Source organism: Streptomyces sp. NPDC059454 (genome assembly GCF_042749965.1).
Lineage (GTDB): Bacteria > Actinomycetota > Actinomycetes > Streptomycetales > Streptomycetaceae > Streptomyces.
On record NZ_JBHYVC010000012.1, the window covers coordinates 95799 to 115034 of the forward strand.

Here is a 19236-nt window from a genome sequence, read left to right on the forward strand (position 1 = left end):
GGTGGGGGTGGTTCATGGCGACGTGCGTGGTGCGGTGCCGACATCGTCACGGAGTGACATGGTCCGGTCAAGATGAGGGTTTCGGTCGGTCACTCGACCAGGTGCATCCCGTGAAGATCCCCGCACGCCCTCTTGTCCGACCGGCGGCCATGGGCTTTCTTGGCCCCCATGGCGGACACCACGGGCAACACCAGAGACGTCGGCGCACCACTCGGGTCCGGGGCCGACCCGGCTCCCCGCAAGTCCAGTTGGCGCCACATCGGCCCCGGCATCGTCGTCGCCGCGACCGGTGTCGGCGCCGGCGACCTCGTCGCCACCCTCATCGCGGGCAGCAACTTCGGCTACACCCTGCTGTGGGCCGCGGTCGTCGGCTGTCTGGTGAAGATCTCCCTCGCGGAGGCGTGCGGACGCTGGCACCTGTCCACCGGGCGCACCCTCTTCGACGGCTGGGCGAGTCTCGGCCCCTGGACGACCTGGTTCTTCGCGGTCTACGCCGTGATCTGGGGCTTCGTCTACGGCGCGGCGGCGATGTCGTCGAGCGCCCTGCCGCTCCAGGCGCTCTTCCCGGACGTGATGGACCTCGAATGGTGGGGCATCGCCTGCGGCCTGGTGGGCCTGGTCTTCGTCTGGTTCAACAAGTACAGCGTCTTCGAGAAGGTCATGACGGTCCTGGTGGGCGTCATGTTCGTCGTGACCGTCTACCTGGCGATCCGCGTCACCCCGAACCTCGGCGACGCCTTCGCCGGCCTCCTCCCGGTCCTCCCGGACGAGAAGGACTCGGTCCTCAACACCCTCGGCCTGATCGGCGGCGTCGGCGGCACCATCACGCTGGCCGCGTACGGCTACTGGGTCAACGCCAAGGGCTGGACGAACACCGGCTGGATGAAGGTCATGCGCCTGGACAACCGGGTCGCCTACGCCACCACCGGCCTCTTCGTCATCGCGATGCTCTTCGTCGGCGCCGAACTGCTGCACTCGGCGAACATCGCGATCGCGAGCGGCGACAAGGGTCTGATGCAGCTCGGCGACATCCTGGAGCAGGAGTACGGCACGGCCACCGGCAAGCTCTTCCTGATCGGCTTCTTCGCCACCTCCTTCACCTCCCTGATCGGCGTCTGGCACGGCGTCAGCCTGATGTTCGCCGACTTCCTGGCCCGATTGCGCGGTGAGCGGGAGGCGCGCGGCGCCGAGCTGGCCTCCGGCCGCCGCGAACGCTCCTGGGCCTTCCGCGCCTACCTGCTCTGGCTCACCTTCCCGCCCATCGTCCTGCTCTTCCAGGACGAGCCCTTCCGCCTGATCATCATCTACGGCGTCCTGGGCGCCGCCTTCATGCCCTTCCTCGCCCTCACCCTGCTCTGGCTCCTCAACTCCTCCCGCACACCGCGCGAATGGCGCAACGGCCCTCTCAGCAACACCATGCTCGCCGTCGCCGGCCTGCTGTTCCTGGTGCTGTGCGCCAAGCAGGTCTGGGACCAGCCGTGGTCGGAGTTCTTCTGACGACCCGGGCGTTCCGGTTCGGCACCGAGCGGAGCGTGACCTCCGTGGACCGGGTGCCGTGAAGGGACCGCCGGGCACTCGGTCCCCGCACTGATCCGACGGCAACGCGATATCCGCAGGTCACGGGCTTGATGCGGTCAGGAATGTATACTGCGCTTGCTCAGTGTATATATCCGGGAGGGTTCTGTGAGTCGCACAGTCATCGATCTCGACGACGAGGCGCTGGAAGCGGCTGCCAAGGAGCTCGGGACTTCCACCAAGCGCGACACCGTCAATACGGCCCTGCGTGAGATCGTCGCTCGCAACCGTCGCCTGCGAGCTCTTCGGGAACTCAAGGATCTCGCGGCAGAGGGCGCGCTCGACGTCGATCTTCTGCTGGACAAGCGCAACTACCGGGGCGGCGCACCCCGGTGACGGTCGCCGACTACCTCATCGACACCTCGGCCCTCGCCCGAGTTCTGCAGGACCGGGCAACGGAGGAGTGGGACCGGCGCATCGCCGCAGGGATCGTCGCGCTGTGCGACGTGACCGAACTGGAGGTGCTGTACTCGGCCCGCTCCGTGGCGGACCGCGAGATCGTCGAAGGCATACTGCGCCAGTTCAGCCGGTGTCCCATGCCGGAGGGGATCTTCCGCCGGGCGCGGGTCGTCCAGCGCGAGCTGACCGCGAAGGGCGAGCACCGCGGCGCGGGCCCTGTGGATCTCCTGGTCGCCGCCGCGGCGGAGGAGGCCGGGCTGACGCTTCTGCACTGCGACCGGGACTTCGAGACCGTCGCCCGGACGACGGGGCAGCCGGTCAGGATGATCGACCTCCGGTCGTGAGACCGGACGGAGTGGTTCACGGCCTCGCCCCCGCCCACGGTGCGTGGGCGGGGGCGAGGCCGGAGTGCGTGCGGGCCGGTGGTTACGGCAGCGCGTGGACGTGCGGGCCCACCGCGTCGGACCAGGCGTTGCCGGCCGTGGCGTCCCAGTTGGTGGACCAGGTCATCGCGCCCCGCAGGCCCGGGTAGGTCTTCGACGGCTTGAACGAACCGCAGCCGGTGCCCTTGGTGAGGCAGTCCAGGGCGTTGTTCACGACCGACGGGGAGACGTAGCCGCTGCCCGCGCCCCGCGTCGAGGCCGGCAGGCCCAGGCCCACCTGGGACGGGTCGAGACCGCCCTCCAGCTGGATGCAGGCGAGCGCGGTGAGGAAGTCCACCGAGCCCTGGCTGTAGACCTTGCCGTCGCAGCCCAGCATGGAACCGCTGTTGTAGTACTGCATGTTGACGACCGTGAGGATGTCCTTCACGTTCAGCGCGGTACGGAAGTACGAGCCGGACGTCGACTGCATGTCGATGGTCTGCGGCGCCATCGTCAGGATCATCGACGGGCCCGCCTTCGCCGACAGCGAGCGCAGCGCCTGCGTCATGTAGGTCGCGTCGAGGCCGTTCTCCAGGTCGATGTCGACGCCGTCGAAGCCGTACTCCCGCATCAGGGCGTACACCGAGTTCGCGAAGTTCGCCGCGGAGGCGGAGTCGTTCACCGAGACGGTGCCCTTCTCGCCGCCGACCGAGATGATGACCTTCTTCCCGGCCGCCTGCTTGGCCCGGACATCCGCCTTGAACTGGTCGACGGTGTAGCCGTTCAGGCCCGCCGAGTCGAGGTTGAAGGTGACGGCGCCCGGAGTGCCGGTGGCGTCGGCGAAGGCGACCGCGATGATGTCGTAGTGGGACTGGACGTCCGAGATGCGCTGCACCGCCGCGCCGTTGTCGAAGTTCTGCCAGTACCCGGTCACCGCGTGCCCGGGCAGGTCACCGCCCCCGCCCCCGCCGCTCTCCGCGGTCCGCGCGGACACCGCCGCCGACTTCGGCGACTCGCCCGCCGCGTTGGTCGCGGCGACCTGGAAGGAGTACGACGTCGAGGCCGCGAGCCCGGTCACCGTCGCCGACGTGCCCGACACCGCCGTCACCTTCGTGCCGTCGCGGTAGAGGGTGTACCCGGTCGCCCCCGACACCGCGTTCCAGGCCAGGGTCACCGACGAGGACGTCGTACCGGAGACGCTGAGGCCGCCCGGTGTGCCCGGGACCGTCGGCTCCGGGTCACCGCCGCCGCCCCCGTCGGGACCGAACACCGACAGGTCGTCCACGTGGTAGGCGGCCTGGCCGTACCAGCCGTGGGTGTAGACCGTCACCGACGTGGTGGAGGAACCGGTGGTGAAGCTCGTCGACAGCTGCTTCCAGCTGCCGGAGTCCGGGGTCCAGGTGGACACGTCCGTCGTACCGGTGCCGGTCACGCCCAGGTAGGCGTACCCGCCCCGCACCCAGCCGCTCAGCCTGTACGTGGAAGCGGGCTTCACCGCGACCGTCTGGGTGCAGCGGGCGTTGTCCTGCCCGGCGGGCGTGGCCTTGAGCGCGGCCGTACCGCCGTGCACCGGGGAGGAGACGGTCGCGCCGCTGTTCGCCGAGCAGGTCCAGTTGCTCAGACCCGCCTCGAAGCCGGCGTTCTTGGCGTTGTTGACGTCCGCCGCGGAGGCCTGGCCCGCGCCGGCGAGGGGAAGGGCGAGGGCGAGGGCGGAGACGAAGGCTCCGGCCCAGAGACGTCTGCGGCGAACGGGCGTTCCTGGTGCGCGGTTCATGGGGGCCTCCGGTGGGGGAGAAGGGTGGGGGAGGAGGGAACGACGGTGGCCATCGCGTGCAGCACAAGGTGGTCCAGACCAATCCCGTTGTCAATAGGTCCAGACCAAAATCGACCAGTGAGCCACCCCCGGGTCATCGCCCGGCGTCAAGGCGGTGCGCAGGATCCACACCTACGGGGCCCGGTCGAGACCGGCGAGATGCTCAACCTGTCCCGTTTTGAAGCACCTTGTGCATCGGCAGTTGCTGTTCGGCTACTCAAACGCTGTTCTCCGGTCACAGGCCCGCGGATACAGTGCTGGCGTAGTCACGCAGTGAAGTCGCCAGGGTGCATCGGAGTAACGCCCGGTGGGCCGAGGGGCCTGGGGAGAACGGGGAGCCGCGCGTGCCAACTGCCATCGCCGTGACCGGCGCCGACATGGCGCTGCCGGCCCAGGACGAACGAACCCTGCCCGCCGTCGTGCTGCGGGACATCGACACCCGCCCGCTCGAACAGGTCCTGTCCGAGCTGCAACTGCTCATCGAGCACCACGGGCACGTCATCGTGGTCTGCTCCCAGGCCGTCCCCGTCGCCGTCCGGCGACGCCTGCACACCCTGCGCTCCCTGCTGGAGAGCGACCGGATAGCCCTCTTCCACCCCGATCTGCCACCGCTCGGACTGGCCGTCCTGGCCCGCCAGTTACGGCAGCTCGCCTCCTGCGACCTCAGCCCCGGCGTCCTCGCCTCCGCCGGCCGGCTGCTGATCCACTACATCCACTCCGGGGCCCTGCTCGGCTCCGTCGCCCGCCTCGACCGCGTCCCCGTCGACCTGAAGCAGCACGCCAAGTCCTGGATGCCCGGCAGCCAGTTCGCCGTACTTGCCCACCCGCAGCCGCAACTCGTCCGCCTCGGCCCCGAGACCTCGCTCGACGGCCCCGAGTTCGGTACCTGGATGCTCGTCGCCAAGGGCCAGCTCCAGTCCGACTGGGTCACCACCACCCTGGCCCCGTCCTGGAAGGTCCAGGGACTGCGCGAGACACCACTGCCCGCCGAGTCCCCCGGCTGGTGGGGGACCGGCAGGATCGTCGAGTTCTGCACCTACCTGCCCGACCTGTCCGTCCTGTACCAGCTGGTCACCTCCGTACGACGCGGCAGCTGCCACTGGTGCGGCATCGACGTCATCGGCGACCGGTGCGTGTTCTGTTCCGCAGTACCGCCAGCCCCCGAGGGCACGCCGGCCCTCACCCGGGGCACCTGACCCCGTCCGGCCACCGCACGACCCCGTTCACCCACCGCACGACCCCGCCCGATTCCGCTCGACCGATATCTCCGATGAGGTTGCACGGTTCATGAACTCCCGTCAGCGCCGCGGCGTGATACTCCTCCTTCTGTCGGTCCTGTGCGCCCTCGGCGCGTTCGCCGGCGTGCTCTCCGTCATCAGCGACGTGGAGTCCAAGGTCGGCCCCGAGGTCACCGCGTACCGGCTGAAGACGAACGTGGCGCCCTACACCCCCCTCGGCACGGGCCAGTTCGAGAAGATCGAGATGCCCGAGCGCTGGCTGTCGAAGAACGCCGTCACCGACCTGGACGAGATCCGGGGCAAGATCGCCGTGACCGACCTGCAGGAGGGCTCCCTGCTGCAGAGCGACATGATCGTGGACCAGCCCGCCCTGCAGCCGGGACAGCAGGAGGTCGCCATCATGATCGACGCGGCGACCGGCGTCGCCGGCAAGATCACACCGGGCTCCTCGGTCAACGTCTACGCCACCTTCGAGGGCGAGCGCGAGGGCGACCCCGACCAGTCCAGGGTCATCGTGACCAACGCCAAGGTCCTCGACGTCGGCAAGCTCACCGCCCTCCAGCCCGACGAGAACGACCGCGGCCGGGAGCCCACCGACGCCGTCCCGATCACCTTCGCGCTGTCCGCCATCGACGCCCAGCGCATCACCTACGCCGAGTCGTTCGCCCAGCGGGTCCGCCTCGCGCTGGTCGCACCCGGAACCGACAGCACCGTCCCGGAGCAGGACCGGACGTACGAACTCGCGAAGGACAAGTGAGAGGCCCGCATGCCCACGAGGATCCTCCCGGCAGTCGGCGACGCGGACGCGGTCCGGTCCCTCACCACACTGCTCAGCCAGCTCCCGGACGCCGAACCGGTCGCCCCGGTGGCCGACTCCACCCAGCTCGTCGACACCCTCGCCCGCCTGGCCGCCGAGTCCGTCGACGAGCTGCCCGAGGTCGTGGTCGTGCACGAGCGGATCGGCCCCGTCCCCGCCCTGGAGCTGATCCGCGAAGTCGCCCTGCGCTTCCCCGCCGTCGGCGTCATCCTCGTCACCTCCGACGCGAGCCCCGGCCTCTTCCAGGCCGCCATGGACTACGGCGCCCGCGGCCTGGCCGCCCTCCCGCTCAGCTACGAGGAACTCGCCAGCCGCGTCCAGGCCGTCGCCCAGTGGTCAGCCGGAGTACGACGCCATCTCGGCTCCGGCGGCGACGTGTTCACCGGCGTCGGCGGCACCGTCGTCACCGTCAGCGGGGCGAAGGGCGGCGTCGGCGCGACCCTGACCGCCGTCCAGCTCGCCCTCGCCGCCCAGGCCTCCGGCCGCACCACCGCCCTCGTCGACATGGACCTCCAGACCGGCGACGTCGCCGCCTACCTGGACGTCCAGTTCCGCCGTTCCGTCGTCGACCTCGCCGCCATCAACGACATCTCCCCGCGCGTCCTCGCCGACGCCGTCTTCCGCCACGACACCGGCCTCGCCCTGCTCCTCGCCCCCGGCGAGGGCGAACGCGGCGAGGACGTCACCGACCGCGCCGCCCGCCAGATCGTCAGCGCGCTGCGCTCCCGCTACGAGGTCGTCGTCATCGACTGCGGCGCCCAGCTCGGCGGCGCCGGCGCGGCGGCCGTGGAGATGGCCGACACCGCCCTGCTGGTCACCACCCCCGACGTGATCGCCGTACGGGGCGCCAAGCGGGCGGTGCGGATGTGGGACCGGCTGCAGATCCGCAAGGCCGAGGAGACCACCGTGGTCGTCAACCGCCACACCCGGTCCACGGAGATCCAGCCCCCGCTCATCCGGAAGATCACCGGCACCGCCGTCGCGGCCACCGCGATCCCCGCCCACTTCAAGGAACTCCAGGCCGTCGTGGACGCCGGCCGCGTCCACGAACTGGAGAACAAGAGCGCCGTGAAGCAGGCCCTGTGGGGCCTGGCCGGCGAACTCGGCCTGGTCAAGGCCGCCGAGGGCGACCGGCGCACGGGCCGGCCGCGCGGCGACCGGGGATCGGTGAGCTTCCGGCGGCGCAGGGACTCGGGGGGATGAGGCGATGAGGAGGACGGCGTCACGGCGACCGGACGACCGGGGCCAGGTGACCATCGAGTTCCTCGGCATGACCCCCACGATCCTCGTGACACTGGTGGTGCTGTGGCAGCTCGTCCTGGTGGGGTACGCGTTCACGCTCGCGGGGAATGCTGCGGACGAGGCCGTACGGGCGGGCACGGCGGCGGCACCCGGCGCACGCCAGGGCGCCTGCCGACAGGCCGGACTGGACAAGCTGTCGGGAGCGTGGGCGGAGGGAGCGACCGTGAACTGCACGACCGCGGGCGGCTTCGTCACCGCCGACGTGAAGCTGAGCGTCCCCCTCCTCTTCCCCGGCGTCATCTCCCTGCCCCTCGACGTGGAGGGACACGCGGGCGCGGTCGAGGAGGAGACGGACTGACATGCCGTACACGCCGTACGCACCCCGACCCCGGCCTCGACTCCGACCCCGGCTCCGGCCCCGCGACCGCGGCCAGGTCGCCATCGAATACCTCGGCTTCCTCCCGATCCTGCTCGTCGTCGCCATGGCCGCCGTACAGCTCGGCCTGGTCGCCTACACCGCCCAGCAGGCCGGCACGGCGGCCCGCGCGGGGGCCCGCAGCGCCTCGCTGGACCAGGCGTACGGCTACGCCTGCACCGCCGCCGTCAGCGACTGGCTCGCCGACGGCACCTCCTGCGAGGGCTCTTCCGGCGGCGACGAGATCACCGTCACCGCCACGGTCGACATCCCGTCGATCGTGCCGGGCTGGGACTTCGGCCCCGCCCGCAAGTCCGCCACGATGCCGCGAGACCACTGAGGAGCGAGCGACCCATGAGCCTGCGGGCACGCATCAACTCCCCCGAGGAGACGGCCGGACGGGGCGAGGACGGCCACCTGGTCGCCTCCTACCGCGCCAAGCTCCTTGAGGAGATCGACCTCGCGGAGATGAGTTCGCTGGCGGCGGCCGAGCGCCGGGCCCGGCTGGAACGCGTCCTCGGTCACATCATCAGCCGCGAGGGCCCGGTCCTGTCGACCGTCGAGCGCTCCCAGCTGATCCGCCGGGTCGTCGACGAGGCACTGGGCCTCGGCATCCTGGAACCCCTCCTGGAGGACGCGTCCATCACCGAGATCATGGTGAACGGCCCCGACGCGATCTTCGTCGAGCGCGGCGGCCGCGTCGAACAGCTCCCGCTCCGCTTCGCCTCCAACGACCAGCTGATGCAGACGATCGAACGCATCGTCTCCACCGTCAACCGCCGCGTCGACGAGTCGAACCCCATGGTCGACGCCCGCCTCCCCTCCGGCGAGCGCGTCAACGTCATCATCCCGCCGCTCTCCCTGACCGGCGCCACCCTCACCATCCGCCGCTTCCCCCGCTCCTTCACCCTCCAGGAGCTGATCGGCCTCGGTTCGCTGGACGACCACATGCTGTACCTGCTGGCCGGCCTGGTGCAGGCCCGCTTCAACGTCATCGTGTCCGGCGCCACGGGCACCGGTAAGACGACCCTCCTGAACGCCCTCTCCGGCCTGATCCCCGAGCGCGAACGCATCATCACCATCGAGGACTCCGCCGAACTCCAGCTCCAGCAGCCGCACGTCATCCGCCTGGAGTCCCGCCCGCCGAACGTCGAGGGCAAGGGACAGGTCACCATCCGCGACCTCGTCCGCAACTCCCTGCGCATGCGCCCCGACCGCATCGTCGTCGGTGAGGTCCGCGGCGGCGAGTCCCTGGACATGCTCCAGGCCATGTCCACGGGCCACGACGGCTCCCTCGCGACGGTCCACGCCAACAGCGCCGAGGACGCCCTGATGCGCCTCCAGACCCTCGCCTCCATGTCCGACGTCGAGATCCCCTTCGTGGCGCTCCACGACCAGATCAACAGCGCCGTCGACGTCATCGTCCAGCTCACCCGCTTCGCCGACGGCGCCCGCCGCATCACCGAGGTCGCCCTGCTGGAGAGCCACGCCTCGGAGCCGTACCGGCTGACCACGGTCGCCCGCTTCCAGGCGCGGCCCATGACCGCCGACGGCCGCGTCCACGGCGCCTACGAGCACCACCCCCTCCCGCGCCGCACCGCCGACCGCCTCTACATGGCGAGCCAGCCCGTCCCCCAGGCGTTCGGCATCGCCCAGTCCTACGACCAGCTCGCCACCCGAGAAGCCAGGTAGGAACCGTCCCCATGGATCTGCAGAACCTGATCACGCTGACCACCGGCATCGCGCTGCTGACCTGCGTCCTCGCGGTCGTCGGCGTGCACGCGTACGCCACCGGCAGGGCACAGCGGCAGGCACTGGTGGACCGGCTGTCGGCCACCGGCCAGATCCCCCTCACCGGCCGCCGGCGCCACTTCCCGACCCTGGACCGCCGCCTGCGCCGCACCGGGCTCGGCAAGAAGCTCGAACTGCGCCTGGCGGCCACCGGCCTGGACGTCACCCCCGGCGAGTTCTTCGTCTACATGCTCGCCACGGTCGCCGGCCTGTGGCTCGTCGGCCAGGCGACCCTCGCCCCCTTCTTCGGCCCGATCGCCGGCCTGCTCGGCATCGGGGTGGCGCTGCAGTTCCTCAACTGGCAGCGGCAGAAACGCATCGAGAAGTTCATCAACCAGCTCCCGGAACTGGCCCGCATCCTCGCCAACGCCACCCAGGCCGGCCTGGCCCTCCGTACGGCCGTCGGCATGGCGGCGGAGGAGCTGGAGGCCCCGGCGGGCGAGGAACTGGCCAAGGTGGCCAACCAGTTGGCGGTGGGCGCGTCGATGGACGACGCCCTCGGCGAACTCGCCGACCGCCTCCCGTCCCGCGAACTGGTCGTCCTGGTCACCACCCTTGTGCTGTCCAACCGGGCGGGCGGCCAGGTGGTGAGCGCCCTGCGGAACCTGACGGAGACGCTGGAGGAGAGAAAGGAGACCCGGCGAGAGGTCCGCACCCAGCTCTCCCAGGTCAGCATGACGTCGTACGCCGTGCCCGTGCTCGGCGTCGGCTCGCTGTTCCTGATGAACGGCGTGAAGGACGGCGCCCTGGAGCGCATGACCGGCTCCCCGGCCGGCCAGCTCGCGGTGATCATCGCGTTCGGCCTGTACGCCGTCGGCTTCGTCCTCATCCGCCGCCTGTCCCGCATCGACGTCTGAACGGCGAGGAGGACCGACCGACATGGCACTTCTCCTGGCCCTCCTGATGGGCCTCGCCGTCTACGGCGTCTTCGCCGGCCTCCGCATGTACCGGGCGGAGGTGAAACTCCCCAGCGACCTGGCCCTCGCCCTGGAGGTCGGCGCCACCCGCACGGGTGCGGTCGACTCCCTCGTCGACCGCCTGGGCATGCGCTACGCCCCCGCCGTGCTGCGCGTCATGGGCCCCAAGCAGGTCGCCAGGTACCGCCACAAGATCGACCTGGCGGGCAATCCCGGCGGCCTCACCATCGACCGCTACGCCGCCCGCCGCGCGGTGTACGGGGCGCTCGGCGGGGTGGGCTTCCTGGTCTTCCTCCTGCGCGGCCAGCTCTTCATGGCCCTGCTGCTCCTGGCCTTCGGGGCGTTCTGGACGGAGGTCGGCATCTGGTCGGCGATCCGCATCCGCAAGGACGTCATCGAGCGGACGCTGCCGGACTTCCTGGACGTGCTGGCGGTGGTGGTGAGCGCGGGCCTGGGCTTCCGGCAGGCCCTGGACCGGGTGTCGTCGAAGTACGAGGGCCCGTGGGCGGACGAGCTGCGCATCACGCTCCGCCAGATGGACCTGGGCATGAGCCGCCGCCAGGCCTTCGCGGAACTGCGCCGCCGCAACGACTCCGAACAGGTCGCGATGTTCGTCACGGCGTTGCAGCAGGGCGAGGAGCTGGGCGCGCCGATCGTCGACACGCTGGTGTCCCTGGCCAAGGACATGCGCCGCACGGACGCGCAGAACGCCCGCCGCAAGGCGGCCCGCGCGGTCCCGAAGGCCACCATGATGATCACCACGTTCATGGTCCCGGCCACGATGATCCTCCTCGGCGCCGGCCTGATCCTCGGCTCCGGCATCGACTTCGGCACGGTCACGGGCGAGTAGGGCAGGGGGCGATGACGACGACCAGGGAACGCACGAGGCTGTTCCGCCGCGCGGCCGGACCGTCGGGCATCACCACCCCACCGGCAGGACAGGCGCAGACGCACGGAGCGGCAGCCGCCGACGGCGCTCAGCTCCCACAGGGGCCACCCGCACCCGACGACGAGACCCGCACGGGTGGGAACCCGGATCCGGCCGAAGGCCGGACGCACCCCTCACAACCCGCACCGGCACCGGACGTCCAAATCCAGGTCAACGCCCTCCAGGCTCTCTGCCGGCAGGCATTCGGCTTCCGCCTCGCGATGATCGCGCTGGCGGCCCCCTCCGCCCTCCTCAACGCGGCCCCGGGCTGGAGCACCCGCCTGGTCGGCATAGCGGTAGTAGCCACCTTCATGGCCTCCTACGTCCTCTTCAGGGACTGGGAACGCTTCGGCCCCCTCCTCCTCCGCCACCCCACCCTCCTCGCGGCGGACACCCTCTTCGGAGCCCTGCTCCTCATCTCGGCGGGCCCCGACACCACCCTCGCCTACGTCAGCGTCTGCACCCCCCTCCTGGCGGGCCTGATCTACGGCTGGCGCGGCGCGGCGGTCTTCGCCTCCCTCCAGGGCCTGATCCTCCTCCTCGTCCACGCGGCCCTGGACAACCCCCGGACGGACCCGGCGGAGACACTCCTCCTCCCCGGATTCTGCGTGATCGCGGGTGCGGTCGGCTCCAGCCTCCGCAACCTCATGCTCCGCCTGGGCACGGCAACCCAGGCCCTGACCACGGTCCAGGCCCGCCTGGCCGTCACGGAAGCGGTCAGCGCCGAACGCGCCCGCCTCGCCCGCGACATGCACGACTCGGTGGCCAAGACCCTCCACGGAGTGGCCCTGGCGGCAGACGGCCTGGCCGGCACGGCGGGCGCCCCGCACCTGGACCCCGCCCTGGTGAAACGACAGGCGGAACTGGTGGCCCGCTCGGCCCGCAGAGCCGCCGCCGAATCCCGCGAACTCCTGGCCGACCTGCGCAGGGAGGCAGACCCCGGCCAGGGCACGGACGTCCTGGTGGAACTGGCCGCCCGCACCCGCGACTTCTCCGCCCGCACCGGCGTCCCCGCGACCTACCACCCCACCGGCGAGCACGCGGTCCCGCCCGTCCCGCCCGCCGTGGCCCGCCAACTCCTCACCATCGCCTCGGAGGCCATGGAGAACGCCCACCGCCACGCGAAGCCGACCAGGGTCGACGTCCGCGCCGGCGTCCACGGCGACCTCCTCCACATCAGCGTGTACGACGACGGCACCGGCCTCCCGCCCGGCACCGACCTCGAACAACTGCGCCGCGCCGGCCACTTCGGCCTCGTCGGCATGGTCGAGCGGGCGGCCTCGGTCGGCGCCCGCATCCGTATGGGCCGGGGCGCACACCCACAAGGCACCGAAGTCCGCCTGGAACTCCCGCTGGCGGCCGTGACGACTCCCACGGAGGCCACCCCATGACGACACCACCGAACCCCTTTGCGAACGTCCCGCCCCCGGCCCCCCTCCGGGTGGTCGTGGCCGACGACAACCCGGTGGTCCGCGCCGGCCTGACCGCCCTCCTCACCGGTCGCGAGGACATCACGGTGGTGGCGGAGGCGGCCGACGGCCGGGCGGCCTGCGAGGTGGCCCGCACGCACCGCCCCGACGTGGTCCTCCTGGACGTCCGCATGCCCGGCGTGGACGGCATCTCGGCGCTCCCGTACCTGGTGCGGATCGCTCCTGTGGTGATGCTGACGTACAGCAGGGAGGCGGAGATCGTCCAGGAGGCCCTGCGCAGGGGAGCGGGCGGCTACCTGGTCCACGGCGAGTTCACGGCGGACCAGTTGGTGGCGGCGATCCGCGACGTCAGGGAGGGCAGGCCGCACTTCACCCCCACAGCGGCCGGAGCGTTGCTCTCGCAACTCCGCCAGGACCCGCGACCACCCAGGGCGCTACCGGAAGGGCTGGGGACTACACCCACAACTCGCCCCGCCGCAAACGGACTCGGCCTGCCCCACATCACGCCCGCGTCTACTTCTGCGGAAAACCTTTCGCAACTGCAACCAGATATGGCACGATCGTCGTCTGGGTGGACAGGCGGCCGTCCGGCCGCTCCCGACAGGTCGAGGTACCGACTCAGCACGAGGGAGGCGGAGATCATGGAACTCATCGCATCCGGCATGACCAACCAGCAGATCGCCGCCACGTGCTTCATCAGCGAGAAGACGGTCAAGAACCACATCAACCGCATCTTCGCGAAGCTCCACAGCACGAACCGTTCCGAGGCCACGGCGAAGTGGCTCGGCACGGCACCGGGTCCGGGCCGAGGGGTGGGGTGACCTCCGGTGACGGCAAGGGGAGCGAGGAACTGGGCCCGCGCCTGGGCCCGGGATTGGGCCCTGGGACCCTCTGACGGAAGGGGTGCCCGACCGTACGGTGCGGATGCCGAAAGCGGCCCCGCGAAGCGGGCCGCTACCGCGTCAGCCGGAGGGGAACCCCATGAGCGACCTGATGATGAAGACCGCCGTCGCGACCAAGGTCCGCGTCAACGGCTGGAAGAACACGACGGTCGAGGCCCTGCGGCGCCGCAACGCCGACAAGGGCCAGACCGCGGTCGAGTACCTGGGCATCATCGCGGTGGTGGTGCTGATCGTGCTGGCGATCACCGGCACCAGCATCGGCCAGACCATTCTCGGCAAGATCAACGCGCAGATCGCCAAGGTGGCTCCTTGACGCGGTTCCACCGCTACGGCGACGCAGGGCAGGCCTTCCCCATCTACATCACGGTGGTGGGGGGCCTGCTCTTTCTCGCGTTCGCGTACTTCGCGGTCGGCCAGGCCGCGGCGAATCGGAACGGCGCGCAGACCGCTGCCGATGCGGCGGCACTCGCGGCGGCACAGGAAACTCGGGACGCACTCGCGGACCGGTGGGTTCAGGACTTGCTCGACCCGGCAAAGTGGCAGGCCATCTTCGACGGCGATGTCGACGGCATTGGTCTCACCTGCGGGCGCGCGCACGAGCTTGCCGCGCTGAACGACGCCGACGTGGTCGGATGCGATCCGGAGGGCCTCCTCGGCTACAAGGTCGAGGTCGAGACCAACAGGACCGTTGGAGACTCCATCGTCCCCGGCACGGAGAATCGTCGCTCCAACGCGACCGCCATCGCTGTGATCGAACCCCGCTGCACTTTCCCGCTCCCGTCCGAGGACGCTGGAGAGGATGTGCTGCCGCTGCTCACCTGCGAGGGCGAGGAATGGGAGCTGGACCCGAAGGGGCCCGTCGAACTCCTTCCCGAGCCCGAGGACCTGTTCGACGTCCACCTGGCCGACTGACAAGCGAACGACGAGTGATGAAGGAAGCAGAGAGATGAGCATTCGGATCACCGCGCAGGCCCGCAGGGGGGTGGTCGCGTTGACCATTGCGGCCGGGCTGGCCATGGGCGCCGTGGGCTGTGGCGGTGGAGGCGACGACGACAAGCCGAGTCCTTCGGCGTCGGCCTCCAAGGACAGTGGTTCCGACCCGAGTGCCCAGGAGGGGCAGGCGGAGGCGCCTCTGGCCGAGCTCAAAGGCACAGACGGGCTGCTCCTGCAGATCACCTCTGCCGTACGGGATTCCGGCGGCTTCGTCACCGTGAGCGGGAATCTCAAGAACGACGGCGCGGAATCAGTGGCCGTCCCGCCCCAGGCGAGCGGTGACGAGACCGAGGTCGTCAAGCACGGTCCGTCGCTCGGCGGTGCCACCCTCGTGGACTCGAAGGGAAAGAAACGCTATTACGTGCTGCGGGACACGGACGGCCGCCCGCTGACGACGACGGGTCTCACCACCCTCGACGCAGGTCAGGCCCTCCCCGTTTTCATGCAGTTCCCCGCCCCACCGGCCGACACGGCCGACGTGAGTATCCAGCTGCCGACGTTCACCAGCGGCACGATCAAGATCTCCGGGTGAGGCCGACCATGACGCGTACCCCAACCCGCCCGGCACCGCCCCGCCTCGCCCTGATCCTCTCGGTCGCCACGGTCATGGCAGCCACCCACCTGTACGGCGCGGTGGTGGCCCACGCGGACGACGGCCCCAGCGTTCCCCCAGGTACCGAGGCGTCCGCGTCCGCCCCCGTCGAAGTCGACCCGAACGACCCCGACCTCAAGCTCCCGGAGGGCGCCACCCTCACCGAGCCCAAGGTCCTGGACATCAAGCAGATCGTGGAGGACAAGAGCGGCGACGAGCGCCGCGAGGACACCAACTCCGACGTGACGTTCGCGCTCCAGGCCGAGGTGCTGTTCGGCAAGGACAGCGCGAAGCTCGGCGCGGAGGCGAAGGCCCGTATCGCCACGATCGCGGGCGAGATCAAGACGCAGAACGCGACGAAGGTCCGCGTCTTCGGCTTCACCGACAACCTGGGCTCGTCCGCCCACGGCGACGTCCTGTCCCGTCAGCGGGCCAACGCCGTACAGGCCGTCCTGGGCCAGGAGCTGAGCGACGCGAACCTCACCTACGAGGTGCGCGGCTACGGCGAGCAGTATCCGATCGCCGACAACTCCACGGAGGCCGGCCGCAAGAAGAACCGCAGGGTCGAGATCACGTTCCCGCGTACGGGGAGCTGAGCCGGAACCGCAGGCACACCAGCGGCGTGTCCTCGTCCACCGGAGCGCCGATGCCTTCCCAGAAGCGTCTGTGTCCGGTCCGCCACTCGTCCAGCGACCGGTCGCCCTCTCCTTCGGCGGCGGCGTGTTCCCACGTGACACCGCCGAAGGGAGTCAGCTCGACGTCGGTGATCTCGATCGTGGCGACGCAGTCTCCGTCGTTCCCGAGAAGAGCCAGGCGCTCACCCTCGAACTCCAGGCCCTCCGTCTCCTCGACGTACTCGGCCAGCAGCCCGGTGGTGGCGGTTTTCCTTCCGGCCAGGACGAGAGCGTTGAGCCGCTCCCGCATCTCACCGATGGTGCCGAGCTCCAGGGCACGCATGCCGTTCACCCGTGGCCACACGGTTCCACTTCCCTTCCGGCGCCTGTCTCCGCACCGATCGTCCCGCAGCTTCTAGAGCAGGTGGTCGGCCTTGCCCGCTTTGATCTCCAGGATGAGGGTGCGCAGGGCCTCTCTGCTGTCGGTGAGCGGGGTGTCTTCCTGCCCGGCGACGGCGATGTAGGCGTTGCCGTCGTGGTCGGTGCCTATGCGGAAGCAGTTGTTGCCTTCCGCGCAGAACGGTTCTTCCCAGTTGATGTCGGTCATGATGCCGCTCCTCAGAGTTGGTGTGCGAGAGACAGGATGAAGTCCCGGGAGGCTCGCTGGTCAAGTGACTTGCCGTGCCACCAATCCATGTGTGCAAGGTACTTCGTGAGCTGAGCCTCGGCGTGAGTGAACTCTCCGCCATGTGCCGAGTCCAGTTGCACCGTGTCCAGTTGAGACACACGGCCGTGTGCGTACAAAACTGCGTGACCGGCTCCTGGGAACGCGCCGACCTCAACTGGGAGGACGCGCAAGTCGATGTTCTCCCGCTCGGACATCTCGCACAGATGCTCAAGCTGCTCCCGTGCGTTCCGACGACCACCGAATTGCATGCGCAGGGCGCACTCGTGCACGTAGGCCATGTACTCGACAGCGTCTTCTCGCTCAAGCACCTTCTGCCGTTGCATGCGTAGCGCCACCCGAAGTTCGATCTCCGACTTCGGCAGTGGGGGCAACGCCGAGTCGAAGACGGCGCGTGCGTAGCCGCTCAGCTGTAGCAGGCCAGGAATGTGCACCGTTTGCAGGCTGCGCAAGCGTGTTGAGAACCATTCCAGCTCAGCGACGTCCAGCAGCCCGGCGGGCAGCGCACCCCGGTACTGCTCCCACCAGCCGCGCTTCCTGTTCTCCGCCATGGCCGTCAGTTCGTCGATGTAGCTGATGTCGGTGCAGGCGTAGTTGCAGGCAAGGGTGCGAATCTTCTCGGCTGAAAGGGGGCGGATGCCCGACTCCATATTGGACAGCCTGGTCCGGTCGATGTTCAGCAGTCCGGCCGCGTACTCCGTGGTGACGCCCGCAGCCAGCCGCATCTTGCGCATCTCTGCGCCAAGCCGCTTCTGCCGCTCCGTTGGCGTGCTTCTCGTCCCCATGCCGCTCCCTTCCCCTCGTTGTGCTCCCTCAGTCTGCCGGTGGGTGGTGTTCCGGGTCCAACTCGAAAGGGGGTAAGTATTGGAATTGAATGGACATTACCCCTCTGGGGATTCTACCGTCAGCGACAGATCGACTACGACCCGTACCGTCCCGGAACGGCATCACGCGAGCCCGCCCGCACTCTCCTGCCCTGGGAGGGGTGTGCTCGCGCCCAGGGAGACGAGCCACCGGGCGGAGTCACAAACAACCCGCTGCCGTCAGGAGTTGCCCATGCCCGCGACCGCCGACCTCTGCCCGATCGCCGCCCCCGCCGACCTGCCGCCGCCCCGCCGGCCCCCGACGCCCTCTCCTGCGGCTTCACGCTGCCCGCTGCCCCGCAGAGCCCCGCGATCGCACGCGCCGCGGCCCGGACGATCCTGCGGGCCCACGGCCTGGAGGACATGACGGACGCGGCGGTCCAGGCGCTGGGCGAACTCACCGCCTGCGCCTACCGTCTGGCCCCCACCACGGAGTTGTACGTCTCACTCCGCTACCGCGACAACGCCCTCCGCGTCACCCTCTACGACGCCCACCCCCGCCACACGCACCCCCGCCTCGCCACTGCCTGCGACACCCGCCGCCGAGCCGCGCTCCGCGTCCTGGCCTGCGTGGTGAGAGCCTGCGCCGGCGACTGGGGCTTCGGCGACGCGAGGGAACCGGGCGGAGGAACCCGCATGTGGGCGGTCCTGCCCAGGGAAGGCGCACGCACGTACACGGAGGCGGCGGCGCCCTAAAGGTCCACTTCCACTTCCACCTGGGACCCGGCCCGAAGCCCCCACCCCTCCATCGCCCCGGCCTCGGCTTCCAGCACATGCCGTGCCCGGAGCCGGGGCAGGCCGAGCCGCCCCGGCGGCATGGTGCGGACGGCGATGACCCGGAGCCGCCGGTCGAGATAGGCGACGTCGATGGGCATGCGCATACGGAAGGTGTGCACGCTGTTGGCGGGGGAGAGCAGCAGAGCCCCGTCCAGGGAGTCCCGCCCCAGCAACCCTCTGGTACGGGCCCGATAGGAGGTGGCTGTCTCCAGCGGAACACGTACCGGCGCCCTCTCGCCGTTCCCTCGTACGGTCAGCTCCCCACACCCGTCCCGCCAGCGCCCCATCCTCGACTGACCCCCTCCACCACCGACCGGTCACGACGTCCACACCGAACGTATCCCCAGGGCGCCCCAAGGGCGCATGACCCCTCCACTCTGCGAAAAGAGTGAGCATCCGGCGGGCGAATGCCACTTACGCACTCAAATGAGCAGAACGTGAACACTGGAGGCGGAGATGCTCCCGCTTTTCCAAAACCTTGCACCACGCCTCCGCCGACCCGACGTATCCGAAGCAGTTCAGACGTCATGGTGGACGTATCTGTCCGCAGCTCCCCGTACAGCTCCTTACTTCGCGGCCCGACCCAGGTGTTGCCCTTGCTGGACCCCGCCGACGTCGTACTGGAACGCCGTGACGAGGACAACCTCGTACTGATGGGGGAAGAGCGGTTCGAAGCGCCCCTCAGCGGCACGCGCCTGGCCGCACGGCCGCTGGCCGTCCTGGCCGACCCGCACCGGCCGCCGGCCGAGGAGGTCCTGGCCGAAGAGCTGCCGTGGTCGCACTGCCTGCCCGAGCACGAGCGGCACACCTGTGTACACGGACTGCTGGCGGGCGCCGACACGGGTCTCCTGCTGCCGTTCGCACACAGTCTCGCCTCCTGGCG

24 protein-coding genes are annotated in these 19236 nt (G+C 70.1%); 18 read left to right on the forward strand and 6 right to left on the reverse strand.

Annotation, left to right across the window (positions count from 1 at the left end; translation table 11 throughout):
- Positions 1–168 precede the first annotated feature (168 nt).
- The 3 genes from ACFXAE_RS11690 to ACFXAE_RS11700 all read left to right on the forward strand — a co-directional run bounded on the left by ACFXAE_RS11690 (position 169) and on the right by ACFXAE_RS11700 (position 2318).
- On the forward strand, positions 169–1497 hold the full coding sequence (locus ACFXAE_RS11690) for an Nramp family divalent metal transporter (RefSeq protein WP_384711726.1): 1329 nt from the start codon (positions 169–171) through the stop codon (positions 1495–1497).
- A gap of 186 nt (positions 1498–1683) precedes the next feature.
- Positions 1684–1911 carry a type II toxin-antitoxin system VapB family antitoxin gene (locus ACFXAE_RS11695; protein WP_384711729.1) on the forward strand — a complete coding sequence of 76 codons (228 nt, stop codon included), beginning with the start codon at positions 1684–1686 and terminating at the stop codon, positions 1909–1911.
- Complete coding sequence (locus ACFXAE_RS11700) at positions 1908–2318, forward strand: PIN domain nuclease (protein WP_384711732.1); 411 nt, start codon at positions 1908–1910, stop codon at positions 2316–2318. Before ACFXAE_RS11695 ends, ACFXAE_RS11700 begins: the two co-directional genes overlap by 4 nt.
- An 82-nt stretch (positions 2319–2400) precedes the next feature.
- Here the strand turns inward: ACFXAE_RS11700 and ACFXAE_RS11705 are convergent, their stop codons facing one another.
- A complete protein-coding gene (locus ACFXAE_RS11705; RefSeq protein WP_384711735.1) occupies positions 2401–4110 on the reverse strand; it encodes a chitinase in 1710 nt (569 codons plus the stop codon).
- A 401-nt stretch (positions 4111–4511) separates the two neighbouring features.
- Between ACFXAE_RS11705 and ACFXAE_RS11710 the strand changes: the two genes are divergently transcribed.
- From ACFXAE_RS11710 to ACFXAE_RS11775, 14 genes are all read left to right on the forward strand, one after another.
- Complete coding sequence (locus ACFXAE_RS11710; RefSeq protein ID WP_384711917.1) at positions 4512–5345, forward strand: hypothetical protein; 834 nt, start codon at positions 4512–4514, stop codon at positions 5343–5345.
- A gap of 91 nt (positions 5346–5436) precedes the next feature.
- Entirely contained in the window at positions 5437–6144 is a 708-nt protein-coding gene (cpaB, locus tag ACFXAE_RS11715) for a Flp pilus assembly protein CpaB (protein ID WP_384711738.1), read from the forward strand.
- Between the two features lie 9 nt (positions 6145–6153).
- Positions 6154–7407 carry a CpaE family protein gene (locus ACFXAE_RS11720; RefSeq protein WP_384711741.1) on the forward strand — a complete coding sequence of 418 codons (1254 nt, stop codon included), beginning with the start codon at positions 6154–6156 and terminating at the stop codon, positions 7405–7407.
- 4 nt (positions 7408–7411) lie between these two features.
- Positions 7412–7804 (forward strand): pilus assembly protein, encoded by a 393-nt coding sequence (locus ACFXAE_RS11725; RefSeq protein WP_384711744.1) that lies wholly within the window; start codon positions 7412–7414, stop codon positions 7802–7804.
- A gap of 1 nt (position 7805) precedes the next feature.
- Positions 7806–8201, forward strand: a complete 396-nt coding sequence (locus tag ACFXAE_RS11730; RefSeq protein WP_384711747.1) for a TadE/TadG family type IV pilus assembly protein — start codon at positions 7806–7808, stop codon at positions 8199–8201.
- Positions 8202–8215: 14 nt separating this feature from the next.
- Positions 8216–9553 (forward strand): CpaF family protein, encoded by a 1338-nt coding sequence (locus ACFXAE_RS11735; RefSeq protein ID WP_384711750.1) that lies wholly within the window; start codon positions 8216–8218, stop codon positions 9551–9553.
- A gap of 11 nt (positions 9554–9564) precedes the next feature.
- Positions 9565–10509, forward strand: coding sequence for a type II secretion system F family protein (locus tag ACFXAE_RS11740; protein WP_384711753.1), 945 nt, complete (start codon positions 9565–9567; stop codon positions 10507–10509).
- 22 nt (positions 10510–10531) lie between these two features.
- Positions 10532–11419, forward strand: a complete 888-nt coding sequence (locus ACFXAE_RS11745) for a DUF5936 domain-containing protein (protein WP_384711756.1) — start codon at positions 10532–10534, stop codon at positions 11417–11419.
- 11 nt (positions 11420–11430) lie between these two features.
- Positions 11431–12888 carry a sensor histidine kinase gene (locus ACFXAE_RS11750; protein ID WP_384711759.1) on the forward strand — a complete coding sequence of 486 codons (1458 nt, stop codon included), beginning with the start codon at positions 11431–11433 and terminating at the stop codon, positions 12886–12888.
- Entirely contained in the window at positions 12885–13748 is an 864-nt protein-coding gene (locus ACFXAE_RS11755; RefSeq protein ID WP_384711762.1) for a response regulator, read from the forward strand. Before ACFXAE_RS11750 ends, ACFXAE_RS11755 begins: the two co-directional genes overlap by 4 nt.
- 160 nt (positions 13749–13908) lie before the next feature.
- Complete coding sequence (locus tag ACFXAE_RS11760; protein WP_384711765.1) at positions 13909–14142, forward strand: hypothetical protein; 234 nt, start codon at positions 13909–13911, stop codon at positions 14140–14142.
- Positions 14139–14741 (forward strand): pilus assembly protein TadG-related protein, encoded by a 603-nt coding sequence (locus tag ACFXAE_RS11765; protein WP_384711768.1) that lies wholly within the window; start codon positions 14139–14141, stop codon positions 14739–14741. The genes ACFXAE_RS11760 and ACFXAE_RS11765 overlap by 4 nt, the downstream gene beginning before the upstream one ends.
- A 34-nt stretch (positions 14742–14775) precedes the next feature.
- Positions 14776–15354, forward strand: coding sequence for a hypothetical protein (locus tag ACFXAE_RS11770; RefSeq protein WP_384711771.1), 579 nt, complete (start codon positions 14776–14778; stop codon positions 15352–15354).
- An 8-nt stretch (positions 15355–15362) separates the two neighbouring features.
- Positions 15363–16010: an OmpA family protein gene (locus ACFXAE_RS11775; protein ID WP_384711774.1), complete on the forward strand. Its 648-nt coding sequence runs from the start codon at positions 15363–15365 to the stop codon at positions 16008–16010.
- Here ACFXAE_RS11775 and ACFXAE_RS11780 read toward each other — a convergent pair.
- From ACFXAE_RS11780 to ACFXAE_RS11790, 3 genes are all read right to left on the reverse strand, one after another.
- Positions 15985–16371, reverse strand: a complete 387-nt coding sequence (locus tag ACFXAE_RS11780) for an ASCH domain-containing protein (RefSeq protein ID WP_384711777.1) — start codon at positions 16369–16371, stop codon at positions 15985–15987. The two genes, ACFXAE_RS11775 and ACFXAE_RS11780, sit on opposite strands and share 26 nt — an antisense overlap.
- A 72-nt stretch (positions 16372–16443) precedes the next feature.
- The gene (locus tag ACFXAE_RS11785) at positions 16444–16635 is read right to left on the reverse strand and encodes a hypothetical protein (RefSeq protein WP_384711780.1); all 192 of its coding nucleotides are present in this window, start codon (positions 16633–16635) and stop codon (positions 16444–16446) included.
- 11 nt (positions 16636–16646) lie between these two features.
- Positions 16647–17498, reverse strand: coding sequence for a helix-turn-helix transcriptional regulator (locus ACFXAE_RS11790; RefSeq protein ID WP_384711783.1), 852 nt, complete (start codon positions 17496–17498; stop codon positions 16647–16649).
- Between the two features lie 441 nt (positions 17499–17939).
- Here ACFXAE_RS11790 and ACFXAE_RS11795 point away from each other — a divergent pair, with 441 nt between their 5' ends.
- Positions 17940–18272 carry a hypothetical protein gene (locus ACFXAE_RS11795; RefSeq protein ID WP_384711786.1) on the forward strand — a complete coding sequence of 111 codons (333 nt, stop codon included), beginning with the start codon at positions 17940–17942 and terminating at the stop codon, positions 18270–18272.
- Here the strand turns inward: ACFXAE_RS11795 and ACFXAE_RS11800 are convergent.
- Entirely contained in the window at positions 18269–18640 is a 372-nt protein-coding gene (locus ACFXAE_RS11800; protein WP_384711789.1) for a DUF192 domain-containing protein, read from the reverse strand. The genes ACFXAE_RS11795 and ACFXAE_RS11800 overlap by 4 nt on opposite strands.
- A gap of 279 nt (positions 18641–18919) precedes the next feature.
- Complete coding sequence (locus tag ACFXAE_RS11805) at positions 18920–19219, reverse strand: hypothetical protein (protein ID WP_384711792.1); 300 nt, start codon at positions 19217–19219, stop codon at positions 18920–18922.
- Positions 19220–19236: the final 17 nt, after the last annotated feature.

Excerpts from the sequence above, each read along its gene's own strand:
- ACFXAE_RS11690 (WP_384711726.1), top strand. The coding sequence starts at position 169 with ATGGCGGACACCACGGGCAACACCAGAGACGTCGGCGCACCACTCGGG.
- ACFXAE_RS11705 (WP_384711735.1), bottom strand. The coding sequence starts at position 4,110 with ATGAACCGCGCACCAGGAACGCCCGTTCGCCGCAGACGTCTCTGGGCC.
- cpaB (WP_384711738.1), top strand. The coding sequence starts at position 5,437 with ATGAACTCCCGTCAGCGCCGCGGCGTGATACTCCTCCTTCTGTCGGTC.
- ACFXAE_RS11720 (WP_384711741.1), top strand. The coding sequence starts at position 6,154 with ATGCCCACGAGGATCCTCCCGGCAGTCGGCGACGCGGACGCGGTCCGG.
- ACFXAE_RS11725 (WP_384711744.1), top strand. The coding sequence starts at position 7,412 with ATGAGGAGGACGGCGTCACGGCGACCGGACGACCGGGGCCAGGTGACC.
- ACFXAE_RS11730 (WP_384711747.1), top strand. The coding sequence starts at position 7,806 with ATGCCGTACACGCCGTACGCACCCCGACCCCGGCCTCGACTCCGACCC.
- ACFXAE_RS11735 (WP_384711750.1), top strand. The coding sequence starts at position 8,216 with ATGAGCCTGCGGGCACGCATCAACTCCCCCGAGGAGACGGCCGGACGG.
- ACFXAE_RS11740 (WP_384711753.1), top strand. The coding sequence starts at position 9,565 with ATGGATCTGCAGAACCTGATCACGCTGACCACCGGCATCGCGCTGCTG.
- ACFXAE_RS11745 (WP_384711756.1), top strand. The coding sequence starts at position 10,532 with ATGGCACTTCTCCTGGCCCTCCTGATGGGCCTCGCCGTCTACGGCGTC.
- ACFXAE_RS11750 (WP_384711759.1), top strand. The coding sequence starts at position 11,431 with ATGACGACGACCAGGGAACGCACGAGGCTGTTCCGCCGCGCGGCCGGA.
- ACFXAE_RS11755 (WP_384711762.1), top strand. The coding sequence starts at position 12,885 with ATGACGACACCACCGAACCCCTTTGCGAACGTCCCGCCCCCGGCCCCC.
- ACFXAE_RS11760 (WP_384711765.1), top strand. The coding sequence starts at position 13,909 with ATGAGCGACCTGATGATGAAGACCGCCGTCGCGACCAAGGTCCGCGTC.
- ACFXAE_RS11770 (WP_384711771.1), top strand. The coding sequence starts at position 14,776 with ATGAGCATTCGGATCACCGCGCAGGCCCGCAGGGGGGTGGTCGCGTTG.
- ACFXAE_RS11775 (WP_384711774.1), top strand. The coding sequence starts at position 15,363 with ATGACGCGTACCCCAACCCGCCCGGCACCGCCCCGCCTCGCCCTGATC.
- ACFXAE_RS11780 (WP_384711777.1), bottom strand. The coding sequence starts at position 16,371 with ATGCGTGCCCTGGAGCTCGGCACCATCGGTGAGATGCGGGAGCGGCTC.
- ACFXAE_RS11785 (WP_384711780.1), bottom strand. The coding sequence starts at position 16,635 with ATGACCGACATCAACTGGGAAGAACCGTTCTGCGCGGAAGGCAACAAC.
- ACFXAE_RS11790 (WP_384711783.1), bottom strand. The coding sequence starts at position 17,498 with ATGGGGACGAGAAGCACGCCAACGGAGCGGCAGAAGCGGCTTGGCGCA.
- ACFXAE_RS11795 (WP_384711786.1), top strand. The coding sequence starts at position 17,940 with ATGACGGACGCGGCGGTCCAGGCGCTGGGCGAACTCACCGCCTGCGCC.
- ACFXAE_RS11800 (WP_384711789.1), bottom strand. The coding sequence starts at position 18,640 with ATGGGGCGCTGGCGGGACGGGTGTGGGGAGCTGACCGTACGAGGGAAC.